Origin of the sequence: Streptomyces sp. NPDC098781 (genome assembly GCF_044759995.1) — a bacterium.
GTDB lineage: Bacteria > Actinomycetota > Actinomycetes > Streptomycetales > Streptomycetaceae > Streptomyces.
In genome coordinates, this window is sequence record NZ_JBIWAK010000005.1 from 74,622 (window position 1) to 91,867 (window position 17,246).

The window sequence follows — 17,246 nt, forward strand, 5'->3', positions numbered from 1 at the left end:
CACACCCCCGGTGCGCGCCGGAGCTCTCACCCTTGGGACACCTTTCCATGCACACGAAGACCCGTAAGAAGACCTTCGCCGCGGCTGCCCTGCTCGCCGCCGCGGCCCTGACCCTGTCCGCCTGCGGCAACGGTGACGACAGCGCCTCGCCGGTGACCGTGGTCTCCGAGGAAGCCGGCTCGGACAAGGCGGCCATCGTGCTCGACAAGCCGTTCGAGAAGCCGGACCTGGTCCTCACCGACACGAACGGCAAGAAGTACGACCTCCGCAAGGAGACCCAGGGCAAGCCGACGCTGATCTACTTCGGCTACACCAACTGCCCCGACGTCTGCCCGCTGACGATGAACAACATCGCCGTCGCCAAGAAGCAGCTGCCCAAGGCCCAGCAGGACGAGCTGAGCATCGTGTTCGTCACCACCGACCCGCAGCGCGACACCGCGCCCGCGCTCGGCAAGTGGCTCAAGGGCATCGACGCGCAGGTCGTGGGCCTGACCGGCGACTTCGACACCATCCAGGCCGGCGCCCGCACCCTCGGCATCTCCATCGACCCGCCGCACAAGGACAAGAACGGCAAGACGGTCTCCACGCACGGCACCCAGGTCGTGGCGTTCTCGCCGAAGACCGACGCCGGGTACGTCCTCTACACCGAGGACGCCACCGTCGACGACTACACCAAGGACCTCCCCAAGCTGATCAAGGGGCAGAAGCCGTGAGGCGGTTCGCCCCGGTGGCCGCGGTGATGACCGGTGCCCTGGTCCTGGCGGGCTGCGGCTCCGAGGACTCCGAGGCCGAAGTGTCCGTCAGCGGCGCCTACATGCCCCAGCCCGTCTCGGACTCCATGGCGGCCGGCTACCTGACGGTCACCAACAAGGGCGGGGCTGAGGACGAGTTGACGGCGGTCACCAGTGACGTCGGCGAAGTGACCGCCCACGAGACCGTCGACTCCTCGATGCAGGAGGCCGGCGACCTCCCGGTCCCCGCCCACGGTCAACTCGTGTTCAAGAGCGGGGGCAACCACCTGATGTTCGAGAAGCTGAAGCGCAAGCCGAAGCAGGGCGAGACGGTGACCCTGAAACTCCGCTTCGCCGAATCCGGCACCGTCACCGTCCGGATGCCGGTGAAGTCGGCGACGTACACCCCGAAGACCGGACACTGAGGGAGAGATCGCCTTGACCCAGACCATCGCCCCCCGCGTCCGGACCCTGGTGCTGCTGTTCCTGGCCGCCACCGGTCTCCTGCTCGCCGGCGCCGGGCCCGTCTCCGCGCACGCCGCGCTGACGGGCAGCGACCCCCAGCAGGGGGCGGTGGTGGACAAGGCCCCGGCGCAGGTCTCGCTGACCTTCTCCGAGAAGGTGGCCCTGTCCGACGACTCCCTTCGCGTGCTCGACCCCAAGGGCGAGCGCATCGACAAGGGTGCCCCGGCCAACGTCAGCGGCACGACGTACGCCGTGCAACTCAAGCCCGGCCTGCCCGACGGCACGTACACGGTCACCTACCAGGTGGTGTCCGAGGACAGCCATCCCGTCGCCGGCGCCTACACCTTCTCCATCGGTGCCCCCTCGGGGACCACCGTCTCCGTCTCCGGCCAGACCGCGGGCGGCGGAGTCGTCGGTGCGCTCTACGACGTCGGGCGCTATGTGTCGTACGCCGGGTTCATCGTCATGGTCGGCGGCGCGGCCTTCGTGCTCGCCTGCTGGCAGCGCGGGGCGGGTGTGCGGGCGCTGCAACGGCTGACCGTCTCCGGATGGCTGGCCCTGACCGCCGCCACGCTCGGCCTGCTGCTTCTGCGGGGCTCGTACACCAGCAGCGGGAAGGTCGGCGACATCTTCGACCTGGAGCTGCTCGGGCAGGTGCTCCAGACCAAGACGGGTGCGGCCCTGGTGTCCCGCCTGCTGCTGCTCGCCGCCGCCGCACTGTTCATCGCGGTGCTGTTCGGGGCGTACGAGAAGCGGGAGGACGAGGAGAAGCGGGACCTCACCTTCGGGCTCGCCATCGGCGGGGCGGTCGTCGCTGCGGGGCTCGCGGCCAGCTGGGCGATGTCCGAGCACGCGTCGACCGGGCTCCAGGCCGGGATCGCGATGCCGGTCGACATCCTCCATCTGCTGGCCGTCGGGAGCTGGCTCGGGGGGCTCGCCGCACTACTCGTCGCCCTGTACCGGGCGCCCGCGGACACACCCATCGAGGCGTCGGCGGTACGGCGGTTCTCGCGCGTCGCCTTCGGCAGCGTGCTGACGCTGGTCGCGACCGGGATCTACCAGTCATGGCGGCAGCTCGGCTCGTGGTCGGCGTTCACCGACACGCGATACGGGCAGTTGCTGCTGGTCAAGATCGGGCTTGTGGTGCTGCTGGTGGGCGTCGCGTGGGTCTCACGGCGGTGGACGGCACGGCTTGCGGAGACGCGCGTGGTGAAGCCTCGGGAGGAGCGGGACGCCGACAAGGGCGAGAAGGAGCCCGCCGGTGCGCGGGCCGGCTCGTCGTCCGGGTCCGGGTCCGGGTCGGTCGGGAAGGGCGGCTCCGGCTCCGGCTCCGGCTCCGGCTCCGGCTCCGGCAAGAAGGGTGCCTCCGCCGCCCCCGTGTCCGGCAAGAAGGGCGTCTCGGCCGCCGTGTCCGGGAAGAAGCGGACCGGCGGCGACGCGGCCGGCGAGAACGACGGCGACTCCGAGCGCGCCGCGCAGCTCGCCCGGCAACAGGCCGCGATCGACACCGCGCGCCAGAAGCAGCGGCGGGACGCCGACCCGAACCGGTTCGGGCTGCGCCGCTCGGTGCTGGCCGAGGCGGGCGTCGCGGTCGTGCTGCTCGCCGTCACCACCTTGCTGACGTCGACCGAACCGGGTCGTACGGAGGAACAGGCCAAGGCGGCCAAGGCGGCCGCGTCCGCCGACGCGTCGGCCGCCGGGGCGCTGACCCTGGACATGTCCTTCGACACCGGAGGCGAGGACGGCAAGGGCGTGGTCCGGGTCGACCTCGATCCGGCTCGTGTGGGCGGCAACGAGATGCATGTGTATGTGCAGCGGCCCAACGGCCGTGCCTTCGACATCCCCGAGGTGAAGATCGCCTTCACCCTGGAGTCCCAGGACATCGGGCCCTTGCCCGTCGTCCCCGACCACATCGCCACCGGACACTGGTCGGCGAGCGGAGTGCAGATCCCGGTGGCGGGCGACTGGAAGATCGCCGTGACCGTGCGGACCTCCGACATCGACCAGGCCACCGTGTCCAAGAACGCGCAGATCGGCTGAACCATGGCTGACCAGTCCATTCCGGAGGCCCGCACCTCCGAGAAATCGCTCAACGGAGAGGCCGCCGTCAAGAGCGCTCCTCGGGCAGACGCTGCCGAGCGGCCGGGCATTTCACGGCGTCTGCTGCTCGGCACCGCCGGTGCCAGCGGGCTGGTGCTCGGTGCGGCGGGCGGTGCCGTGGGGTACGCCGCCCGGCCGGCCGCGGCGACGCCGCTCACCTCGCTGGGGGCCGATCAGGCGATGTTTCACGGGAAACATCAGCCCGGCATCCTCCAGGCACTCCATGCGCGCGGCCACCTCGTCGCCTTCGACCTGGCGGCCGGAGCGGGCCGCAAGGAGGCGGCGGCGTTGCTGCGCCGCTGGTCGGAGACGGCTCGGCGGCTGATGGCGGGCGAGGCGGCCCAGCAGGACGACACGGATGTCGCCCGGGACGCCGGACCCTCGTCGCTGACGATCACCTTCGGCTTCGGGCACAGCTTCTTCGGGCGGACCGGACTGGAGAAGCAGCGCCCGGTCTCGCTCGACCCCCTGCCCGACTTCTCCTCCGACCAGCTCGACAAGGCACGCAGCAACGGTGATCTGTGGGTGCAGATCGGCGCCGACGACGCCCTGGTCGCGTTCCACGCCCTGCGCGCGATCCAGCGGGACGCGGGCAAGGCCGCCAAGGTGCGCTGGCAGATGAACGGCTTCAACCGTTCACCCGGCGCCACCGCCCACCCCATGACGGCCCGCAATCTGATGGGCCAGATGGACGGCACGCGCAATCCGAAGCCGACGGACGCCGACTTCGACCAGCGGATCTTCGTCCCGGCGTCGGGTTCCAAGGACCCGGACTGGATGGCGAACGGCTCCTACGCCGTCGTACGCCGGATCCGCATGCTCCTCGACGACTGGGAGCAGCTCTCGCTCAAGGCGCAGGAGGACGTCATCGGACGCCGCAAGTCCGACGGGGCGCCGCTGTCGGGAGGCACCGAGACGACCGAGATGGACCTGGAGAAGACGGACAAGGCAGGGAATCTGGTCGTCCCCATCAACGCGCACGCACGCATCACCAGGCCCGACCAGAACGGCGGGGCGGCGATGCTGCGGCGCCCCTTCTCCTACCACGACGGCATCGACGCGGACGGGGTGCCCGATGCCGGCCTGCTGTTCATCTGCTGGCAGGCCGACCCGCTGCGTGGCTTCGTCACGATCCAGCGCAAGCTCGACCGGGGCGACGCGCTGTCCAAGTACATCCGCCACGAGGCGAGCGGCCTGTTCGCGGTGCCGGGTGGGGCCGCCGAAGGGGAATACGTGGGGCAGCGGCTGTTGGAGGGGTGACACGGCGAAGAGGCGTGCGCCGGGTTTGGCAAGGCCCATTAGGGTGAGGTCATGCCAGCGAGCTATGCCTATCTCGGCCCCGAGGGCACCTTCACCGAGGCCGCCCTGCGCACGCTTCCCGAGGCCGCGACCCGGGAGCTGATCCCCTACGTGTCCGTGCAGTCCGCGCTGGACGCGGTGCGCGTCGGCGAGGCCGAAGCGGCGTTCGTGCCGATCGAGAACTCCGTCGAGGGCGGGATCACCACCACCCTCGACGAGCTGGTCGCCGGCGCGCCGCTCATGATCTACCGCGAGGTGCTGCTGTCGATCACCTTCGCGCTGCTGGTCCGGCCGGGCACGAAGCTGTCGGACATCAAGACGGTCTCCGCGCACCCGGCCGCCCAGCCGCAGGTGCGCAACTGGCTCAGGAACAACCTCCCCGACGCCCACTGGGAGTCGGCGGCCTCGAACGCGGATGCCGCCCGCCTGGTGCAGGAAGGCCAGTACGACGCGGCCTTCGCCGGCGAGTTCGCCGCCGCGCTGTACGGCCTGGAGGCCCTGGAGACCGGCATCCACGACGCGGAGAACGCGCAGACCCGCTTTGTGCTGGTGGGCCGGCCCGCTCGGCCGGCGGCGCCGTCCGGCGCGGACAAGACATCCGTCGTGCTGTGGCAGCGTGACGACCACCCCGGTGGACTGCGCGATCTTCTGGGTGAGTTCGCCACGCGTGGCATCAACCTGATGCTGCTCCAGTCCCGGCCGACCGGCGCGGGCATCGGCAACTACTGCTTCTGCATCGACGCCGAGGGCCATATCTCCGACCGCAGGGTCGCCGAGGCGCTGATGGGGCTCAAGCGGATCTGCCTGGAGGTGCGCTTCCTGGGCTCGTATCCGCGAGCTGACATGAAGCCGGAGGATGTGGAGCCGCCGCGTCTGGGGACGTCGGACGCGGCGTTCGTGTCGGCGGCGGACTGGGTGGCGCGGTGCCAGGACGGACGGTTCTGAGCGCCGGTCCTACCAGCCGATCGTCGTTATCCACAGGAGTTATCCACAGGTACTCATCTCGACCTGGGGACAAGTCGACAGCGGAAGGCGAGTCTGTCGACAAATCGCTCTCCAGGCCGTCTCGACGTCCACCGGGATGCAAGTCACCCTTCGTCCACTCTTTTCCTTTGGGCAATCCTTTGGGGCGACCACTTTCCACTCGAAAGTGCGGATGGGGAGGGTTTGTCCTGGGAATCCTCTACTTGATCAATGGGTTACGGAGTGATCAATTCCGAAGTCCACAGTCCATCCACACACCCTGTGGATAACTCTTCGAGGGCTGGGGATCCCTGTGGACAACCGCGACCCAAGTCCCGTTCTCCACAAGGGATTCCGGTCAACCGGGCGCCTCGCGCTTGCCCCGTCCCAGGGAGTGAGACGCTTTTTATTGACACGATTCGCAATTCCCCCATAACGCAACGTAAGCCGCAGTTCGGAATAGTGAGTCGTGGGCTGTCACCCCTCCCCGGTAGCCTTGGGCGCGTGATTGACCTTCGCCTGCTCCGTGAGGACCCCGACCGAGTGCGCGCCTCCCAGCGCGCCCGTGGAGAGGACGTCGCGCTCGTCGACGCCCTCCTGTCTGCCGACGAGCGGCGCAGGTCGTCCGGCGTCCGCTTCGACGAGCTGCGTGCCGAGCAGAAGCAACTCGGCAAGCTCATCCCCAAGGCCTCCGCGGACGAGAAGGCCGAGCTGCTGAAGAAGGCGAGCCAGCTGGCCGCCGACGTGAAGGCGGCCGACGCCGAGCAGAACGAGGCGGACGAGGAGACCAAGCGTCTCGCGCTCGGCCTCGGCAACCTCGTCCACCCCGACGTGCCCGTCGGCGGCGAGGAGGACTTCGTCGTCCTGGAGACGCACGGCACCATCCGTGACTTCGGCGCCGAGGGCTTCGAGCCCAAGGACCACCTGGAGCTCGGCGAGGCGCTGGGCGCCATCGACGTCGAGCGCGGCGCCAAGGTGTCCGGCTCCCGCTTCTACTACCTCACCGGTGTCGGCGCCCTGCTGGAACTGGCGCTGGTCAACGCCGCGATCGCCCAGGCCACCGAGGCCGGGTTCATCCCGATGCTCACCCCGGCGCTGGTCCGCCCGCGCGCCATGGAGGGCACCGGCTTCCTCGGCCAGGCCTCGGAGAACGTGTACCACCTGGAGAAGGACGACTACTACCTGGTCGGCACCTCCGAGGTCCCGCTCGCCGCGTACCACATGGACGAGATCCTCGACGCCGAGAAGCTGCCGCTGCGCTACGCCGGCTTCTCGCCGTGCTTCCGCCGCGAGGCCGGCACCTACGGCAAGGACACGCGCGGCATCTTCCGCGTGCACCAGTTCGACAAGGTCGAGATGTTCTCCTACGTCGCCCCCGAGGACGCGGAGAGCGAGCACAAGCGGCTGCTGGACTGGGAGAAGCAGTGGCTCACCGGCCTTGAGCTGCCCTTCCAGGTCATCGACGTGGCCTCGGGCGACCTGGGCGCCTCGGCGTCCCGCAAGTACGACTGCGAGGCGTGGATCCCGACCCAGGGCAAGTACCGCGAGCTGACCTCGGCGTCCAACTGCGACGGCTTCCAGGCGCGCCGCCTCGCCGTCCGCATGCGCGACGGCAAGAAGGTGCAGCCGCTGTCCACGCTCAACGGCACGCTGTGCGCCGTACCGCGGACCATCGTGGCGATCCTGGAGAACCACCAGCAGGCCGACGGCTCCGTCCGCGTTCCCGAGGTGCTGCGCCCGTACCTGGGGGGCCGGGAGGTCCTGGAGCCGATCGCGAAGTGAGCACCGGCTTCCCCTACAGGCTGATCGCGACCGACCTCGACGGAACGCTCCTGCGCTCCGACGAGTCGGTCTCGCGGCGCACCCGTGACGCCCTCGCCGCGGCCACCGAGGCGGGGGCCGCGCACATCGTCGTCACGGGCCGCGCGGTGCCGTGGACCCGGCACATCCTCGACGACCTCGGCTACCAGGGCCTCGCCGTCTGCGGCCAGGGCGCGCAGGTGTACCACGCCGGCGAGCACCGCCTGCTGACCTCGGTGACCCTGGACCGGCAACTGGCGGGCGTGGCGCTGGCCAAGATCGAGGCGGAGGTCGGCCCGCTGTACCTCGCGGCCAGCCGTGACGGCCTGGACGGCGCGGTGCTGGTCGGCCCCGGTTACGCGGTCACGGGCACGCTGCCGTCGACTCCGTTCACGGACGCCTCGGATCTGTGGACGGCCCCGCTGAACAAGATCTACATACAGCATCCCGACCTGACGGACGACGAGTTGGCGAAGGCCGCGCGCAAGGCCGCGGGTGGCTTCGTCACCGTGGCCATGGCGGGCGAGGGCATCGTGGAACTCCTCCCCCTGGGCCTGTCCAAGGCGACCGGTCTGTCCCTGGCGGCCCGCCGTCTGGGGATGAAGGCGGCGGACACGATCGCCTTCGGTGACATGCCCAACGACATCCCGATGTTCGCCTGGGCGGCGCACGGGGTGGCCATGGCCAACGCCCACGAAGAACTCCGGACGGTGGCGGACGAGGTGACGTCCTCGAACGAGGAGGACGGGATCGCGGTGGTACTGGAGCGGTTGCTGGCCGCCTGACGCCGGGCTGCACGGCGCCGGGAAACCTTTCAGCAGGCCCCGGCCTCCGACTCTCGCGCCGGGCTGAGGGCGGGCCGTATGCGCCACCACCATGAGCGGCCGTACACGCGACCGCGGCGGGCAGCCGCATTCGCCACCACCGTGGGCAATCGTTCCGCAGGGCGGAACGGGTGGGCACGGCCTGCAACGCCGAGTGCAACTCGAAGGCACCCCAGCCCTGCGACGCCGGGTGCATCTCGAAGGCACCCAGCCCTGCAACGCCGGGTGCATCTCGAAGGCACCCCAGCCCTGCAATACGGCCAAGCCCCAGTGGCAACGTCTCGCGGAGGATGCACGGATCGAACGTGCGCGGGCTTTGCAACCCGACCATGGCTTAGCAAGCCAGTGCCTTACCACTCGGCCAATCCTCCGGGTGGGCGACCCACGCGAGAGCGACATCGCGTGCTCGAAGCGGCCGCCCCGGGCAGCTCCGTATGCGGAGCGGGCTCGACGGTGGGGTAACTACACCGGAGCCCGCCGCAGACTGCCCTGACGGGAGCTGGACGTACTGCCGTGCATGGACATCGCCCAACTCCTCTCCCGGACCATGGCGCCGGCCTCGACCGGCGTCTTCGACACAACCATGGTGCATGTACGCGGAGTTGGACGCCACCTAATAAAGCGGCCGTACGGGGATCAACGGCGCCGCCACCTGCGGCGGCGCCCCTTGCTGAAGAACCACCCTGCGGGCGGCTCGTCCGAACGCCACGGCTGGGGCTCGGGCCTCTCACGGCGCCAGGGGGCGGCCAGCATCCGGGCCCGGGCGGACGGCTCGGACGTCTCGGCGGACCGTATGAAGTCCTCGTCCAGGACGAGGTCGTCCCACTCGTCGGCCATCCCCGTTCCTCTCAGCCCTCTCAGCCGAACATCGGCCTCTCAGCCGGACATCGGCCTCTTCCCAGTTTGCCCGCGCCGTCGTGAAGCCCCCGTCAAGAGCGGGCCCCGTGAAGAGCCCGCTCCCTTATTTCTCACCTGCGCCCCTACTCCTCACCGGCGAGCGTCAGCGACCGCAGCTTCTGTCCCGCGTACCAGGTCGCGAGGACGGTGACGACGGCCAACAGCACGGTCGCCGTGGGCAGGGTCACGTCCGACGTGACCATGTCCCCGCCGGCCACCTTCTGCGCCACCGCCAGCGACCACTGCTGAACGCTCAGCGTGCGCGCGCCCGACACCAGGGAGCCGAACAGGGCCTCCCAGACGAGGGCGTAGACCAGCCCGAACACCACCGCGTGCCGGGACACCGTGCCGAGCAGCAGGAAGATCGCGGCGTACGCGATGGAGGCGACCAGCGCGGCGACCGTGTAGGCGACGGCGATCTGCTGGCCGTTGCCGTTCAGGATGAACCCGGCGATGAAGGTGGGTAGTGCCGAGAACACCATCGTCACGGCGATCGCCACGATCAGCTTGGTGAAGATGATCGTGGGCCGCTTCACCGGCTTGGACAGCAGGTACACGACCGAGCCGTCGTCGATCTCCGGCCCGATCGCGCCGGTGCCGGCGATGACGCCGATGATCGGCACCATGGTGGCGAGCGCCAGCCCGCCGAGCAGGTCGGACGCGGTCTGGTCGTCGGCGCCCGCGAGAGCGCGCACCACGACGGAGATCGCGATGAGCAGCAGGGGCAGCGCCCCCAGGATGAGGGCCCGGCGACGGCCGAGCAGGGCTCGATAGGTGAGCCTGGCGACTGTGGGGTCGTACATCTTCGGCCTCCTACGCCGCGACCAGATACGAGAACACGGACTCGAGGGACTCGTCGGACGGCGAGACCGTGAGCAGTCGGATGCCCTGGTCGCGCGCCACCCTCGGCAGCAGCGTGGTGAAGCGGCCGAAGTCGACGGCCTGGATGTGCAGCGCGCCCTCGGTGAGGTCGACCTCGATGCCGGACGTCGACGGGTCGGCGATCAGCGCGGCCGCGAGGGCGCGGTCGTCGCTGGAGCGCACCAGGTAGCGGTGCGGTCGGTCGGTCATCAGGCGGCGGATCTTGCGGAAGTCACCGCTGGCCGCGTGCCGCCCGGCGACGACGACCTCGATGTGCCAGGCGAGTTGCTCGACCTCTTCGAGGATGTGCGAGGAGAACAGCACCGTGCGGCCCTCGTCGCCCATCCTCCGCAGCAGGTCCATCAGCTGCATGCGCTGACGCGGGTCCATGCCGTTGAAGGGCTCGTCGAGCAGGAGCAGCGAAGGGTTGTGGACCAGGGCGCTCGCCATCTTCACGCGCTGGCGCATGCCCTTGGAGTACGTCTGGATCTTGCGGTCCTGGGCGTACTCCATCTCGACCGTGGCCAGCGCCTTCTGGGCGGCCTTGGCGCCCAGCCCGTGCAACTCGGCGTTGGCGACCACGAACTCGCGGCCGGTGAGGAAGTCGTACATCGCCTCGCGCTCGGGGACGATGCCGATGTGCTGGTAGATCGCCTCGTTGCGCCAGACCGGCTGCCCGTCGAGGGTGACGGTGCCGGTGGAGGGGGCCAGGAAGCCGCCCATCATGTTGATGAGGGTGGACTTTCCGGCGCCGTTCGGGCCGAGGAGGCCGGTGACGCCGGGGCCGATCGTCATGGTGATGTCGTTGACGGCGACCACGTTGCCGAACCAGCGGGAGACGTGGTCGATCTGGAGCGTGGTCACAGTCCCACCTTCTTGTAGCGGCGCATCAGGAGGCCGTAGCTTGCGGCGATCAGGCCCAGGCTGACGAGGACGTAGACGAGGCCTTCACCGCTGCTCGGGCCCACCCCTCCAGGGAAGGCGGAGCTCGCGCCCAGGAAGGCGGACTGCACGCCGTCGATGAGCGTGACCGGCGAGAAGAGGCCGATCCAGGCGATGGCGTCGGCGCTGCCCCCGCCGTTGATGGACTGCGCGTCGGCGATGGCCTGGAGCGTGGAGACGGCTCCGTAGGAGATGGTCATCACGGCGATCACGGCGGCGATGCCGAAGCCGCGGCGTGGCGTGACCGACGCGATGACCAGGCCGATGCCGGCGAACAGCAGCGAGAGCAGTGCGACGGACACGAGTCCCTGCGCGAATCCCTTGGTCTGGTCGGCGAAGTCGAGCTTGGCCAGCAGCGCGCCTACGTAGAGCACCAGCAGCGGGGCCGCGGTGAGGATGAACAGGGCGGAGGCCAGCGCCGCGTACTTCGCCCGGACGTAGTCGGCGGTCTCGATCGGCCGCGAGAAGTACAGCGGCACGGTCTTGAAGCGCAGGTCGCGCGAGACGGACTGGGGTGCCTGCGAGGCGACGTACAGGCTGATCACGGCCTGCATGATGATGGCGTAGCGCGTGTAGTCGACGGGCAGGTCGTTGGCCTTGGTGGCGACCGCGACGGCGACCATGATGGCCGCGGGCACGCACATCACCACGAACAGCAGCATCGGCAGCACCTTCGACTTCACCGAGCGGCCGAGGCCGTAGGAGCCGCGCAAGGACTGCGAGTAGAGCGAGCGGGTGGCGTAGGAGCGGCCGAGGCGAGGGCCGTCGTAGTTGCGGTACCCGATGTTGTGGATCCGGGTCTGGTCACCCGGCTGCGTGGCTACGGGCTGCTCAACCGCCATGGCCGACCGCCTCCTTCCGCTGTGCGTCGGTGCTCTGCTCGCTGCCCTGCTCGCCGTCGGTGAAGACCTCCGCGATGTGGTGCCGGCGCTGTTCCATGCGCACCAGGCCGAGGCCGAGGTCGGCGACCACGTCACGGACCAGGTCGTAGGTCTCCTCGCCCTGAGCGGTGAGCAGCAGGATGTGGCCGGCGCCGGGGAGGCCGCCGCTGCCGTCGAGGACCTCGATCCCGCGCGCGTGGAGCGCGTCGCGCACCGCGCGGGTGCCGTCCGGGTGGTCGTCGGTGTCGGTGACCTCGATGGCGAGGGTCGTCGTGGTCTGGGTGAAGTCGGTGGTGGAGCTGGAGCGCAGGAGCTTGCCGCCGTCGATGACGACGACGTGGTCGCAGGTGCGCTCCAACTCGCCCAGCAGGTGGGAGGTGACCAGGACCGAGATGCCGAAGTCGGTGTGGATCCGGCGGATGAGGCCGAGCATCTCGTCGCGGCCGACCGGGTCGAGGCCGTTGGTCGGCTCGTCCAGGAACACCAGCTGCGGGTCGTGCACCAGGGCCTGCGCCAGCTTCACGCGCTGCTTCATGCCGGTCGAGTAGCCGCCGATGGGGCGGTAGCGCTCCTCGTACAGACCGACGTGGCGCAGCGTGTCCGCGGTGCGCTCGCGCGCGGCGGCGGGCGGCAGTCCGGACATACGGGCCATGTGCACGACGAACTCGGTGGCCGAGACGTCGGGCGGCAGACAGTCGTGCTCCGGCATGTACCCGACCCGCTCGCGGATGGCGGCGCCCTTGGTGGCGACGTCGAGTCCGAGCACTTCGGCACGGCCCTCGGTGGCGGGGGACAGACCCAGCAGAATCTTGATCATGGTGGACTTGCCGGCTCCATTGGCCCCGACGAGTCCGGTCACCCCGGGCCCGATGTCCATGGTCAGCCGGTCAAGCGCGGTCACCCTCGGGAACCGCTTGCTCAGGCTTTCGGTCGCGATCACAGTCACGCTACGAACGTAGTGATACCGGCCACGCCGGTCGTCACCCCGCAGAGCTGTCTTGAAGTCAACCTCCAGGACTACGGGGCCCTAGGGGTCACCCTGAGGTCGAACGGCAACGCCCCGGTTTTCCACATCGTGGGGGTTTTCCACAGCCTTCGGCAGCCCTATTGACGCCGCCTCTAACAACTGTCACATTCACCGGTGTCAAGTTACGGACACGTACCGCAGTCGATGTGGACAGGTGGGGCGGTGGCATGACTACGGCGGTTTCAGGCGAGCGCTCGGTGGCATCCGCGGAGTTGCAGGGGTTCAGAAGGGTCCAGCGGCTGGCGTACGAATGCGCCGAGGCCGTCGCGGCGCGGCTGGAGCCGGGCGTCACCGAGCGCGAGGCGGCGCGCATGCAGCGGGAGTGGCTGCGCGAGCGCGGGGTGCGCGACTGGTTCCATCTGCCCTTCGCCTGGTTCGGGGACCGCACGGCGTTCGTGAACTTCCGGATCCCCTTGCAGTTCTTCCCCACGAACCGCCGCCTGGAGCCCGGGATGCCGTTCATCCTGGACATGGCTCCCGTGTACGACGGCTGCACCGCCGACATCGGCTATTCCGGCTCGCTCGGCATCAACCCGGTCCAGGACAAGCTGATGGCCGACCTGGAGGCGCACCGGGAGCTGATCCTGCGCGAGGTGCGCGAACGGCGTCCGCTCAGGGAGATCTACGAGGACGTGGACCGCCTCATGGTCCGCCAGGGCTACGCCAACCGGCACCGGGCCTATCCCTTCGGCGTGATCGCGCACAAGGTCGACCGGGTCGCGCAGCGCCGCTGGTCGCCGCATGTGTTCGGGTTCGGCACCCAGTCCCTGAAGGGCCTGGCGAGCGACGCGCTGCACGGTCACCGCGACGGCTGGTCCCCGCTGTGGTCGCCGTACCGCTTCTCCGACCATCCGCCCCAGCCGGGCCTGTGGGCGGTCGAACCCCACCTCGGATTCCGGGGTACGGGCGCGAAGTTCGAGGAGATCCTGGTCGTCACCGACTCCGCGGACCCCGAGCAGAGCGCCTTCTGGCTGGACGACGATCTGCCGCATGTGCGGCGCTGGGCGGAGGAGAAGTGACGGTGACGCTTCAGGGTGCGCGTGAGCGCGTCGTACGGACGGGCGGCGTCGAGCTGTGCGTCGCGGAACTGGGCGATCCCGGCCAGCCGACGGTGATCCTGGTGCACGGCTACCCGGACAGCAAGGAGGTGTGGTCCGAGGTCGCCCCGCGACTGGCCGACCGCTTCCACGTGGTGCTGTACGACGTCCGCGGCCACGGCCGGTCGACGGCGCCCAAGCCGCTGCGGGGCGGGTTCACGCTGGAGAAGCTGACGGACGACTTCCTGGCCGTCATGGACGCGGTCAGTCCGGACCGGCCGGTGCATCTCGTGGGGCACGACTGGGGCTCGGTGCAGTCCTGGGAGTTCACCACCGTGCGGCGCACCGAGGGCCGCATCGCGTCCTTCACGTCGATGTCGGGACCGTCCCTCGACCACTTCGGCCACTGGATCGACCGGCGCCTGAAGCGCCCCACTCCGCGCCGGGTCGCCCAACTCCTCGGCCAGGGCGTCAAGTCCTGGTACGTCTACGCGCTGCACACACCGGTACTGCCCGAGCTGGCCTGGCGCGGCCCCCTCGGCAAGCACTGGCCGCGCATCCTGGAGCGCCTGGAGAAGGCCCCCAGCGGCGGTTACCCGACCTCGTCCCTGGCGGCGGACGCGGCGCACGGGGCATGGCTGTACCGCGACAACGTACGGCCCCGGCTGACCCGGCCGCGCGCCGACGCCTACGCACACGCGCCCGTGCAGCTCATCACGCCCCTGGAGGACGCGTTCCTGTCGGAGCGGCTCTACGACGAGCTGGAGCGCTGGGTTCCGCAGCTGACCCGGCGCACCCTCCCGGCCAAGCACTGGGTTCCGCGCACCCGTCCCGACCAGCTGGCGGCATGGATCACCGAGTTCGTGACCTCCGTGGAGGGCGGGCGCCCGGAGGGAGTGACGGCGAACGGGAAGTACGCCGACCGCTTCGGCGGACAGCTCGTCCTGGTCACGGGTGCGGGCAGCGGCATCGGACGGGCCACGGCGTACGCCTTCGCGGAGGCCGGCGCGCGCGTGGTGGCCGTCGACCGGGACACCGAGTCGGCGTCCCGCACGGCCGAGATGTCCCGGCTGATCGGCGCTCCCGAGGCCTGGGCGGAGACGGTCGACGTCGCCGACGAGCAGGCCATGGAGAAGCTCGCGGCCAAGGTCGCCGAGGAGTACGGCGTGGTGGACGTCCTGGTGAACAACGCCGGGATCGGGCTGTCGGGCTCCTTCTTCGACACCACACCGGAGGACTGGAAGAAGGTCCTCGACGTCAATCTGTGGGGCGTCATCCACGGCTGCCGGCTCTTCGGCAGGCAGATGGCCGAGCGCGGACAGGGCGGCCACATCGTCAACACCGCGTCGGCGGCGGCGTACCAGCCCTCGAAGGCGCTGCCCGCCTACAGCACGTCCAAGGCGGCCGTCCTGATGCTGAGCGAGTGCCTGCGCGCGGAGCTGGCGGGGCAGGGCATCGGCGTCACCGCGATATGCCCGGGCTTCGTCAACACCAACATCACCTCGACCGCGCACTTCGCCGGGGTCGACACCGAGGAGGAGAAGCGGCGCCAGAAGAAGTCCGCGCGGCTGTACGGGCTGCGGAACTACCCGCCGGAGAAGGTCGCCGACGCGATCCTGCGGGCGGTGGTGCGCGGTGAGGCGGTCGTTCCGGTGACGCCGGAGGCGCGCGGGGCCTATCTGATGTCGAGGTTCACGCCGAAGGCGCTGCGCAGGATCGCGCGGCTGGAACCACCGCTGTGAGGGCGAGCCGCCGATATGAGTGAGGACAGCGCGGGCCGACAGGGGGCGGCCGCCGGCCCGGCTCCGGCCGCCTACCGGATCGAGGACCTCGCGCACCTCAGCGGTGCCACCGTCCGCACCATCCGCGCCTACCAGGACCGGGGGCTGCTCCCCCGCCCGGAGCGCCGGGGCCGCGCCAACGTCTACTCGGACGCCCACCTCGACCGCCTGCGCCAGATCGCCGACCTCCTCGACCGCGGCTACACCCTGGCCTCCATCAAGGAACTCCTGGAGGCCTGGGACGCCGGCCGAGGCCTGGGCGGGGTGCTCGGCCTGGCCGCCGAGGTGGACGGGCCCTGGACGGACGAGAAGGCGGTCCGGATCTCGCGCGCCGAGCTGGACGAACGCTTCGGCGGCTCCCCGGACGACGCGGCGGTGGCCGAGGCCGTGGAACTCGGGGTGCTGGAGCCGGTGCCCGGCGACGAGGAGTCCTTCCTGGTGCCGAGCCCCCAAGAGCTCGCCGTCGCGGTGGAGTTGAACTCCGCCGGGGTGCCACTGTCCGCGATCTCGGGCCATCTGCGGGAGTTGAGGGGGCAGGTCGAGCACATCGCCTCCCGTTTCCTGGAGTTCACCACCGAGCACGTCTTCGCCCGCTACCTCGAAGGACCGCACCGCCCGACGGACGCGGAGGCGGCCGAAGCGGCCTCTCTCGTACGACGCCTGCGCCCGCTCGCCCAGCACACGGTGGACGCGGAACTGGCGCGCGCCATGCGCCTGTTGGCCGTGCGGCATCTGCGCCACCGGCTGGGCACGGGCGAGGGAGCGAATACGCACGAAATCATGCGAAACGTGACGATACCGTCGGAGACGATGACGGCCGTGGAGGCCTTGGTTGGTCCGGAGCGGGCCGCGGAGTTCATCGCGCTGGCCGCGGAACGGGAAGTGCGTGCACGGGCCTTGGACCGGCTCGCCGGAACCCACAGACCGTCAGCTGATCTTGACGAAACCCCTTGAAACGACCGCTCGTTGTCCACAGAAGCGCCAATTCCCCTGTGGATAACCGCACTTGCTTGTGGATCAAACATCGGGAGCGAAATCATTCGCGTGATTCGTGTCGCGCCCGGCAGGCTGGTGGCATGGACGAAAGACGCACCGTGAAGGTGTCCAAGTATCTCTCGAAGCACCTGCGCCACCAGCCCGAGCGGATCGGGCTGATCCTCGACGAGGGCGGCTGGGTCGAGATCGACACGCTGATCGCCGCCGCGGCCGGGCACGGATTCCGGTTCACCCGGGACGAGCTGGACCACGTGGTCGCCTGCAACGACAAGCAGCGCTTCGCGATCGAGGGCACCCGGATCCGCGCCAGCCAGGGCCACAGCATCGACGTCGAGCTCGGACTGCCCCCGGCGACCCCGCCGCCGTACCTCTACCACGGCACCGTGGCGCGCAGTCTGGACGCCATTCGCAGCGAGGGCCTCAGGCCCATGAACAGGCACGACGTACACCTGTCGGCGGACCGTGAGACCGCGACACGGGTCGGCGCCCGGCGTGGCCGACCGGTGGTGCTCTCCGTGGACGCCGGTGCGATGCACCGAGACGGCCATGTCTTCCACGTCAGCGCGAACGGCGTGTGGCTGACGAAGGCCGTTCCCCCGGAATATCTGCGCTTTCCCGAGTCGCACTGACCTGCCGTCCGGC

General features: G+C 69.9%; 16 protein-coding genes and 1 tRNA gene. 11 read left to right on the forward strand and 6 right to left on the reverse strand.

The features are described from left to right. Window positions 1–47 precede the first annotated feature (47 nt). From ACIQWG_RS21130 to ACIQWG_RS21160, 7 genes are all read left to right on the forward strand, one after another. A complete protein-coding gene (locus tag ACIQWG_RS21130) occupies window positions 48–713 on the forward strand; it encodes an SCO family protein (RefSeq protein WP_404097941.1) in 666 nt (221 codons plus the stop codon). Further along, window positions 710–1,156 carry a copper chaperone PCu(A)C gene (locus ACIQWG_RS21135; protein WP_404097944.1) on the forward strand — a complete coding sequence of 149 codons (447 nt, stop codon included), beginning with the start codon at window positions 710–712 and terminating at the stop codon, window positions 1,154–1,156. The genes ACIQWG_RS21130 and ACIQWG_RS21135 overlap by 4 nt, the downstream gene beginning before the upstream one ends. 13 nt (window positions 1,157–1,169) lie before the next feature. Beyond that, the gene (locus tag ACIQWG_RS21140; RefSeq protein ID WP_404097946.1) at window positions 1,170–3,236 is read left to right on the forward strand and encodes a copper resistance CopC/CopD family protein; all 2,067 of its coding nucleotides are present in this window, start codon (window positions 1,170–1,172) and stop codon (window positions 3,234–3,236) included. A gap of 3 nt (window positions 3,237–3,239) precedes the next feature. Then, window positions 3,240–4,556 (forward strand): iron uptake transporter deferrochelatase/peroxidase subunit, encoded by a 1,317-nt coding sequence (efeB, locus tag ACIQWG_RS21145; RefSeq protein WP_404097949.1) that lies wholly within the window; start codon window positions 3,240–3,242, stop codon window positions 4,554–4,556. A 51-nt stretch (window positions 4,557–4,607) separates the two neighbouring features. After that, entirely contained in the window at window positions 4,608–5,540 is a 933-nt protein-coding gene (gene pheA / locus ACIQWG_RS21150; protein ID WP_404097951.1) for a prephenate dehydratase, read from the forward strand. A gap of 522 nt (window positions 5,541–6,062) precedes the next feature. Further along, window positions 6,063–7,340, forward strand: a complete 1,278-nt coding sequence (gene serS / locus ACIQWG_RS21155; protein WP_404097954.1) for a serine--tRNA ligase — start codon at window positions 6,063–6,065, stop codon at window positions 7,338–7,340. Further along, the gene (locus ACIQWG_RS21160; protein WP_404097956.1) at window positions 7,337–8,143 is read left to right on the forward strand and encodes an HAD family hydrolase; all 807 of its coding nucleotides are present in this window, start codon (window positions 7,337–7,339) and stop codon (window positions 8,141–8,143) included. The genes serS and ACIQWG_RS21160 overlap by 4 nt, the downstream gene beginning before the upstream one ends. Before the next feature lie 323 nt (window positions 8,144–8,466). Here ACIQWG_RS21160 and ACIQWG_RS21165 read toward each other — a convergent pair. The 6 genes from ACIQWG_RS21165 to ACIQWG_RS21190 all read right to left on the reverse strand — a co-directional run bounded on the left by ACIQWG_RS21165 (window position 8,467) and on the right by ACIQWG_RS21190 (window position 12,703). Beyond that, a tRNA-Ser gene (locus ACIQWG_RS21165) sits at window positions 8,467–8,553 on the reverse strand. A gap of 265 nt (window positions 8,554–8,818) precedes the next feature. Further along, window positions 8,819–9,019: a hypothetical protein gene (locus ACIQWG_RS21170; protein ID WP_404097958.1), complete on the reverse strand. Its 201-nt coding sequence runs from the start codon at window positions 9,017–9,019 to the stop codon at window positions 8,819–8,821. Between the two features lie 143 nt (window positions 9,020–9,162). Then, on the reverse strand, window positions 9,163–9,882 hold the full coding sequence (locus ACIQWG_RS21175) for an ABC transporter permease subunit (RefSeq protein WP_404097961.1): 720 nt from the start codon (window positions 9,880–9,882) through the stop codon (window positions 9,163–9,165). A gap of 10 nt (window positions 9,883–9,892) precedes the next feature. Next, window positions 9,893–10,804 carry an ABC transporter ATP-binding protein gene (locus tag ACIQWG_RS21180; protein ID WP_404097963.1) on the reverse strand — a complete coding sequence of 304 codons (912 nt, stop codon included), beginning with the start codon at window positions 10,802–10,804 and terminating at the stop codon, window positions 9,893–9,895. Beyond that, window positions 10,801–11,724 (reverse strand): ABC transporter permease, encoded by a 924-nt coding sequence (locus ACIQWG_RS21185; RefSeq protein WP_404097966.1) that lies wholly within the window; start codon window positions 11,722–11,724, stop codon window positions 10,801–10,803. Before ACIQWG_RS21185 ends, ACIQWG_RS21180 begins: the two co-directional genes overlap by 4 nt. Beyond that, window positions 11,714–12,703, reverse strand: coding sequence for an ABC transporter ATP-binding protein (locus ACIQWG_RS21190; RefSeq protein ID WP_404099376.1), 990 nt, complete (start codon window positions 12,701–12,703; stop codon window positions 11,714–11,716). Before ACIQWG_RS21190 ends, ACIQWG_RS21185 begins: the two co-directional genes overlap by 11 nt. 254 nt (window positions 12,704–12,957) lie before the next feature. Here ACIQWG_RS21190 and ACIQWG_RS21195 point away from each other — a divergent pair, with 254 nt between their 5' ends. From ACIQWG_RS21195 to ACIQWG_RS21210, 4 genes are all read left to right on the forward strand, one after another. Then, on the forward strand, window positions 12,958–13,809 hold the full coding sequence (locus ACIQWG_RS21195) for a M24 family metallopeptidase (protein ID WP_404097969.1): 852 nt from the start codon (window positions 12,958–12,960) through the stop codon (window positions 13,807–13,809). 2 nt (window positions 13,810–13,811) lie between these two features. Then, entirely contained in the window at window positions 13,812–15,569 is a 1,758-nt protein-coding gene (locus tag ACIQWG_RS21200) for an SDR family oxidoreductase (protein WP_404097972.1), read from the forward strand. Window positions 15,570–15,584: 15 nt separating this feature from the next. Then, complete coding sequence (locus ACIQWG_RS21205; protein WP_404097974.1) at window positions 15,585–16,562, forward strand: MerR family transcriptional regulator; 978 nt, start codon at window positions 15,585–15,587, stop codon at window positions 16,560–16,562. A 122-nt stretch (window positions 16,563–16,684) separates the two neighbouring features. Then, window positions 16,685–17,233, forward strand: a complete 549-nt coding sequence (locus ACIQWG_RS21210; protein ID WP_404097977.1) for an RNA 2'-phosphotransferase — start codon at window positions 16,685–16,687, stop codon at window positions 17,231–17,233. The last annotated feature ends 13 nt before the right edge of the window (window positions 17,234–17,246 follow it).